Raw genomic sequence first — 6,245 nt, 5'->3', positions numbered from 1 at the left:
CCACCCACCAAACCCACCTCTACGACACCCTCACCCACCTCGCCGACCACGGCCTGACCATCATCACCACCACAACCGACACCACCCACACCCCCACCAACACCACCCTCATCCCCCTCACCCGGCCGCCGAGGCACCGTTCGCCGGTGACGGCACGCGCGCGGGAGCTGCGCCTCCGTCTCCGCGGCCTCTTCACGACGCGGCCGTGTGCCGGACGGCACACGAAGCAGCGGAAGGGGCGGACATGACGCTCCCGCGCATCCGCGTCCTGCCCACACTTCGGCTCGCGTGGGTGTCGGTACGGTCGTTCTTCCGCGCCCCGCTGCCGCTGGCCGCGCTCATCGCGCTCGCGGTCGTCCCCCTCCTCTACTCCGGCCTGTACCTGTGGTCGTTCTGGGACCCGTTCGGCCGGATGGACTACCTGCCGGTTGCCCTGGTCAACGAGGACAAACCGGTCACCGTGGACGGCGAACGGCTGCAGGCTGGCCAGGACATCACCAACGAGCTGCTCGAAGGCGGAGAACTCGACTGGCACCTCGTCGACGCCGACGAGGCCGCCTCCGGGGTCGACGACGGCCGCTACTACGTCTCGCTCACCATCCCCGAGGACTTCAGCGCCAACCTCGCCTCCCCCTCCGAGGAAGGGGCCACCCCCGTTCCGGCGATGCTCAAGGTGCAGTACAACGACGCCAACAGCTACATCGTCCGGGAGCTGCTGGGCGCGGCCTTCAAGGAGATCAAGTCCGCGGCGGGGAAGACGGCCACCTCGGACTACCTGAACCGGATGTTTTTGGGGTTCAACGAGATCCACGGCAAGACGATGGAGGCGGCCGACGGGGCCGGGCAGCTGGCCGACGGCACCGACGACGCCAAGGACGGCTCCAGCGATCTCTTCAACGGTCTCGGCGACGCCAAAGAGGGCTCCAGCGCCCTCTCCAGCGGTCTCGGCGACGCCAAGGACGGCTCCAGCGCCCTCTCCAGCGGTCTCGGCGACGCCAAAGAGGGCTCCAGCGCCCTCTCCAGCGGTCTCGGCGACGCCGAGGCGGGCGCCGGGGCCCTCAGCGCGGGGATCGGCAACCTCTACCAGGGGTCGCGGGAGCTGGCCGCCGGCGCCACCTCCGCCTCCGAGGAGGTCTCGGCCGCCACCGCGACGCTCGACACGCTCGCCGACACATGGGTCCCCGTGCTGCGGAGGGACGCCCCGGCGATCGCGTCGACGGCCCGTGCGATCGCCACCGCGGCGAACACCCTGTCCCGCGCTCTCGCCGACCTCCCCGACACGTGCGGGAAGGCCGCCGCGGAGGCCCGCAAGCTGCGCGAACGGCTCCAGGCCTACCTGGACGCCCGGCCCGAGCTGGAGCAGCGCGACCCCGAACTCTACGCCTTGCTGACCGACGCGCGGGAGGCCGCCAGCCTGGCCGCCCGACTCGACGACTTCGTCCAGGGGCACCGGGGGGAGATCGCCGAGATCCAGCGGAGAGCGGCCAGGGTGGCCGCCCTGGCTTCCGCCCTCGCCGCGAAGGCTCCCACCCTGGCCGCCGACGCCGAGGCGGCCCGCGACAAGGTCGACGCGCTCGACGCGGCGCTCGCCGAAATCGCCCAGGGGAGCCGGGAGCTGCGCGACGGGTTGAAGGAGGCGAACACCGGGGCCAAGAACCTGCAGGAGGGCATCGGGGAGCTGCACAGCGGCGCCCAGGACCTCGACGCCGGAATCGGGCGACTGCACAGTGGCGCCCAGGACCTCGACGCGGGCATCGGGGAGCTGCGCAGCGGCGCCCAGGACCTCGATGCCGGAATCGGTCAGCTGCACAGCGGGGCGGGGGACCTCGACGAGGGGATCGGCGAACTCCAGGACGGTGCGCACGAGCTGGCCGACAGTCTGCTGGAGGGGGCCGGGGAGATCCCCACCTTCGACGCCGACGACCGGGACAAACGCGGAGACATGATGAGCACGCCGGTGCGGCTCAGCTCCACCATCGACAACAAGGCCCCGAACTACGGAACCGGCTTCGCCCCGTTCTTCATCGCGTTGTCGCTGTGGGTCGGCGCGATGGTCGTCTACATCGTGCTGCCGCCACTGTCCGGGCGCGGGCTTGTGTCCACGGCGCCGTCCTGGCGCATCGCCCTGGCGGGGTGGCTGCCCGCGCTGGCCATCGGCGTCGCCCAGGTCGCGCTGATGATGGCCGTCCTGCACTACATGCTCGGGTTGGAGGCCAAGAACTGGCCCGGGGTCCTCGGCCTTCTCGTCCTATCGGCCGCCGCCTTCACCGCCGTCGTCCACTGGCTCGTCACCCGGTTCGGCGCGGTCGGCAAGGGGATCGCGCTCATCCTGCTGATGCTGCAGCTCACGTCGGCCGGGGGCACGTACCCGATTGAAACCAGCCCGGACTTCTTCCAGGAGATCAGCCCCTACTTGCCCATGAGCCACGTGGTCGAGGGTCTGCGGCACCTGATCAGCGGCGGTGAGTTGGCGACCGTGTGGGAGGCCGTCTGGGTGCTGACCGCCTACCTGCTGGGCGCCCTCCTGCTGACCTGGATGTCGGTGGAGCGCCGACGCACCTGGTCCATGAAGGACCTGCACCCGCCCCTGAAGATCTGATCCCGGGACCGGGGCCAGATCAGAATGCAGGTCGTTTCCATCAGTGTCCGCGCCGCGCATTTCAAGAGCGGGCCCGAACCTGCGATTGCATCCGAGCCCGCCCATCGCCCGGGGCCTGGTGCGTGCCCAGCGTCACGGCCCCTGTCCTCACTACCCGGCCGTCCGGGACACCCCCGTGTGTATCCCTTTTCGGCCGGGGCACCCACGGTAGGTTCAGGCATCCTTCGGGGGCATCGGCCTACCGGCGTATTCCCCTCTCCGCCCCGCGGGGGTTCGGCGGTCCTCCTCCGGGCGGAGAGGTCTCACCGGTACGGTCAGACCGCCAGTTCACGCGGGTAGAAGATGGTCCGGATGCGTCTGGTCAGCCGGCGTGCGCCGCGGCGCGAGGGCGTCGAGGGCCGCAAGCACGCGGAAGAAGCGGAGAAAAGGGGCCGCCCCGCAGCAGCACCGCAGACCCAATCACCGGCCACTGTAGACCGATAATCGCCGGTTGCTGGCCTTGTCGGGACAGTCTTCGCTACGGTAACCCCGACGTCCCCACCGCGGCCGCCGAGACCACGTGGTTTGGAAGCGCTTCTCCGACCCCTCCGGTACACGGTCGGCCACCTCCGTCGCGCGGGAGCGCGAATCAGATCCCCTCGATAGCACCGAGACTGGAAGACCCGTGGCGTACCTCTACCCCCTGCTGCCCATCATCGCGGGCCTGGTCATGCTGGGCGTGCTGCTCAAAGACCGCCAGTTCTCCGCATTCCTCGCCGCGCGCGGCGCCCGCGCCGAAGGCGAGATCGTTGGCTACAGCGAGACCAATACCGCCGCGCGCATGATCGTGCGGTTCGAGACCGAAGACGGTCGTGTCGTCGAAGCCGCGCAGAACAACACCGGCTGGCACGCTGCGCGCCACGGCGACCTCGTCACCGTCGACTACGACCCCGACAACCCCGAGAACATCCGCATCGTCGCCGCGAACTGGCTCAGTCCATGGGTGACCAACATGTTCACCGCCCTGGGTGTCCTCCTCATCGCCATCGGCTGCTTCCTCGCCTACCTGGCCTGGTGGTGACCTCATGGGGCGCCTGGACCGAACGTCACCGGAAGCGGTGCGCGGGCCGACGACTCCATCGCTCGCTGGAGATCCTGGACAGCTCCCGGCTCGTACCGCACGAGCGTGAATCCGATGGTGCTGCCTCGCGCGAACACCGACAGCATCCCGTCCGCGCTATTCGCTCGTTGGGCCAGCTCCGCGATCCGATCGGGCAGATCGCAGGTGAAGTTGTGTCCGGTGCTCTCGACTTCCAGTTCGCGAATCACGCACCTGCCCCCTTAACGAGGGCGTCCACGGACCTGACCTCGGTAGGACCGAGGATCCCGGGGCCCTTCAGCGCGAAGGCCGGAACCCGGGCCAGTGCCCCCACGGTCCGTTATGCACACGACCGTGCTCCTCGGCCAGCAGCGCCTTGTCTCCACTCAGCACCCGACCGTCCAGCGCGTCGGCCAGCTCCATCGCGACCGTGCTCTTACCGGCACCTTTACGTCCGACGACCAGCACAGCGCCCCCGCCCCGACACACCGAAGTGGCGTGGAGCACCGTGCTGCCCAGGTTTTCCTGATGTTTGAGGACGAGGTCGCGCAGCAATTCGATCAGCTCAAGCCCGTCGGAGTCAGCTCCGAGCGCGACGGTGATTTCGGGGTCCTCCTTGGAGAATGCGATAGTCGTGCCGGTGCGTGTGCACATCAAGTGCTCGACACGGGTATCGGATCGGTACTCGGCGGGAACCGTGAAGAATTGGCTCGCGCTCTTGCGTATGAAAATGGGGCGTCCTGGACCTGCCGGTGCCCTATGCGCGGCGCTTTCGGTGTCCGCCACCTCCACACGGGCGAGCACACCTCCATCGCCACGCCCGACCTGCCTGATGAGGTAGTGCGACCCCAGGAACTCCAGGGTTCTCTCGACCACGGACTCGCCACGGTGGCGCAGTATGATCACCGACCCGTGGAATCCGATCCTCGTCTCGCGGATACCATTCTCACTCATACTTCGGCGTTCTCCTTGCCGCGGTTCCCGTGCCTCTCCTGAGGCTCCAGCATTCGAAGAAGCCCGTGCAGGTCGAAGATCTCCTTTACCGGCGCCAGGAAGGTTTCCAGGAGATGTGTTCGGTGTCGGAGAATGGGGGCAGGCACTGGGCGCCAGCCGCGGTATGCCGACCCCCGGGGGAGTGCGGCTTGCTGCGGAGCCGCACCGTGGGAGTTCTGCACGCAGGCGTCGGCCTCGTGTTCACGGGGGTGGATCCCGCGGGATCCACCCCCGCCTGTCTCGATCCCCCTCGCCTTATGCGCCGGTGAACCGCGCGATGTAGGCGCGGGCCTTCTTCGGGTCGAACATCCACGTCTCGTAGTCCTCGGGGCGGTCGAAACCGGAGATCCAGCGGTCGCGGACCTCGGGGTAGGCCATGACCGCCTCGATCAGCTCGGTGAAGTGCTCGGGCGCGGAGCCCTCCCAGAAGCCCGTGACCATCTCGCTGAAGACGGCGGCGTGCCGCCCGTGGTCCTCCCAGAAGCCGTCAAACGCCCGCTCCATCCATTCCTCCGTGAAGGGGGCCTCGCCCCGGTATTTGATCGCGTTCAGGTAGGCATCGGCACATAGCGTGGAGTTGTTCCAGCCCTGGCCGCTGATGGGGTCACTGGTCAGAACCACGTCGGCCATCCCGAGCACACGTCCTCCCGACGGGAGGATCCCTACCGGGCGACGCACCGAGGGGACGATCCGGTCGATGTTCGCGGATCTGTCGTCGGCGAGCGTCGCTCCCTCGCAGCGCGCGGCCACGTCGGGCACGTGGTCGCGCAGTCGGCGCATGAGGGCGTCCAGGATGTCCTGCTCTGTGGCGCGATTGCCCAGGTCGGGGCTGCAGTCGAGGGCCGACCCGGGACGCCCCTTGACGAACACGCTGGTGGCGGGGCCGTTGGCGCACAGCATCGGGACGATGAAAACCTCGCCGCCGGGCAGCTGGTCGCCGTCTGCGGCGTCGGCGGGGCCGAGGGAGATCGCCTCGATGACGTCCTGACCGTCGGCGTTCTCGGGCGGAGCGACGCCGGTCAGAAGCGCCTGGGTGAGGACCCCTTCGTGGGCGCCGCCGGAGCGGTCGGGGTCGGGGTCGAAGAGGGCACCGAGTTCTCCCGCACCGACCGCGACGATGATCAGGTCGAACATGCGGGTGAAGTAGTCGAGGTCGGTGACGGTCACTCCGTGGATCACGACTTTGCCGCCGCGGTCCTCGAAGTGTTCCAGCCAGTCGGCCATTTTTGTCCGGCGGTCGACCGAAACGCCGTAGCCGCTGTCGAAGGTCCCGGTGAACTCGATCGGGGGTTGGCCGGGGGCACGGAGCGACAGTGCGGCGCCGGTGTAGCGGGGGGCTTCGTCCTGCCACCGGTCGAGGCGGGCGGCGCGCTCCATGGCCACGACGCGCGGCATGGTGAGCTGTGTGGCCGATGGACGGCCGGTGCGGAGCTCGGTGGAACTCTGGGCGGTGATGACGGTGGTTTCGTAGCCGTGGTCCAGCAGGGTGTGGGCGAGATGGAGCCCGCTCTGTCCGGCCCCGACGATCAATATTCTGCGCACATCATCTCCTCACTGTCCGTAACCAGCCGAGGC

At 68.8% G+C, this 6,245-nt stretch carries 6 protein-coding genes; 3 read left to right on the top strand and 3 right to left on the bottom strand.

Annotated features, from left to right (window positions below; all coding sequences use genetic code 11):
• The 3 genes from ABD259_RS13565 to ABD259_RS13555 form a co-directional block, all read left to right on the top strand.
• A partial coding sequence (locus ABD259_RS13565; protein WP_344109385.1) for a hypothetical protein occupies positions 1-248 on the top strand: 248 nt, incomplete at its 5' end.
• Entirely contained in the window at positions 245-2,599 is a 2,355-nt protein-coding gene (locus ABD259_RS13560; protein WP_344162653.1) for a YhgE/Pip family protein, read from the top strand. The genes ABD259_RS13565 and ABD259_RS13560, both read left to right, overlap by 4 nt.
• 664 nt (positions 2,600-3,263) lie before the next feature.
• Positions 3,264-3,659: a DUF3592 domain-containing protein gene (locus tag ABD259_RS13555; RefSeq protein ID WP_344109381.1), complete on the top strand. Its 396-nt coding sequence runs from the start codon at positions 3,264-3,266 to the stop codon at positions 3,657-3,659.
• A 2-nt stretch (positions 3,660-3,661) separates the two neighbouring features.
• Here ABD259_RS13555 and ABD259_RS13550 read toward each other — a convergent pair whose 3' ends face one another.
• The 3 genes from ABD259_RS13550 to ABD259_RS13540 all read right to left on the bottom strand — a co-directional run bounded on the left by ABD259_RS13550 (position 3,662) and on the right by ABD259_RS13540 (position 6,212).
• Positions 3,662-3,907 (bottom strand): hypothetical protein, encoded by a 246-nt coding sequence (locus ABD259_RS13550; RefSeq protein ID WP_344162650.1) that lies wholly within the window; start codon positions 3,905-3,907, stop codon positions 3,662-3,664.
• A gap of 67 nt (positions 3,908-3,974) precedes the next feature.
• Positions 3,975-4,631, bottom strand: a complete 657-nt coding sequence (locus tag ABD259_RS13545) for a phosphoenolpyruvate carboxykinase (ATP) (protein ID WP_344162647.1) — start codon at positions 4,629-4,631, stop codon at positions 3,975-3,977.
• Positions 4,632-4,925: 294 nt separating this feature from the next.
• Positions 4,926-6,212, bottom strand: coding sequence for a styrene monooxygenase/indole monooxygenase family protein (locus ABD259_RS13540; RefSeq protein WP_344162644.1), 1,287 nt, complete (start codon positions 6,210-6,212; stop codon positions 4,926-4,928).
• Between the last annotated feature and the right edge of the window lie 33 nt (positions 6,213-6,245).

Origin of the sequence: Nocardiopsis rhodophaea, assembly GCF_039530945.1 — a bacterium.
In the GTDB taxonomy this organism is placed as follows: Bacteria; Actinomycetota; Actinomycetes; order Streptosporangiales; family Streptosporangiaceae; genus Nocardiopsis_C; species Nocardiopsis_C rhodophaea.
This window is presented reverse-complemented; position numbering and strand designations above follow the sequence as displayed.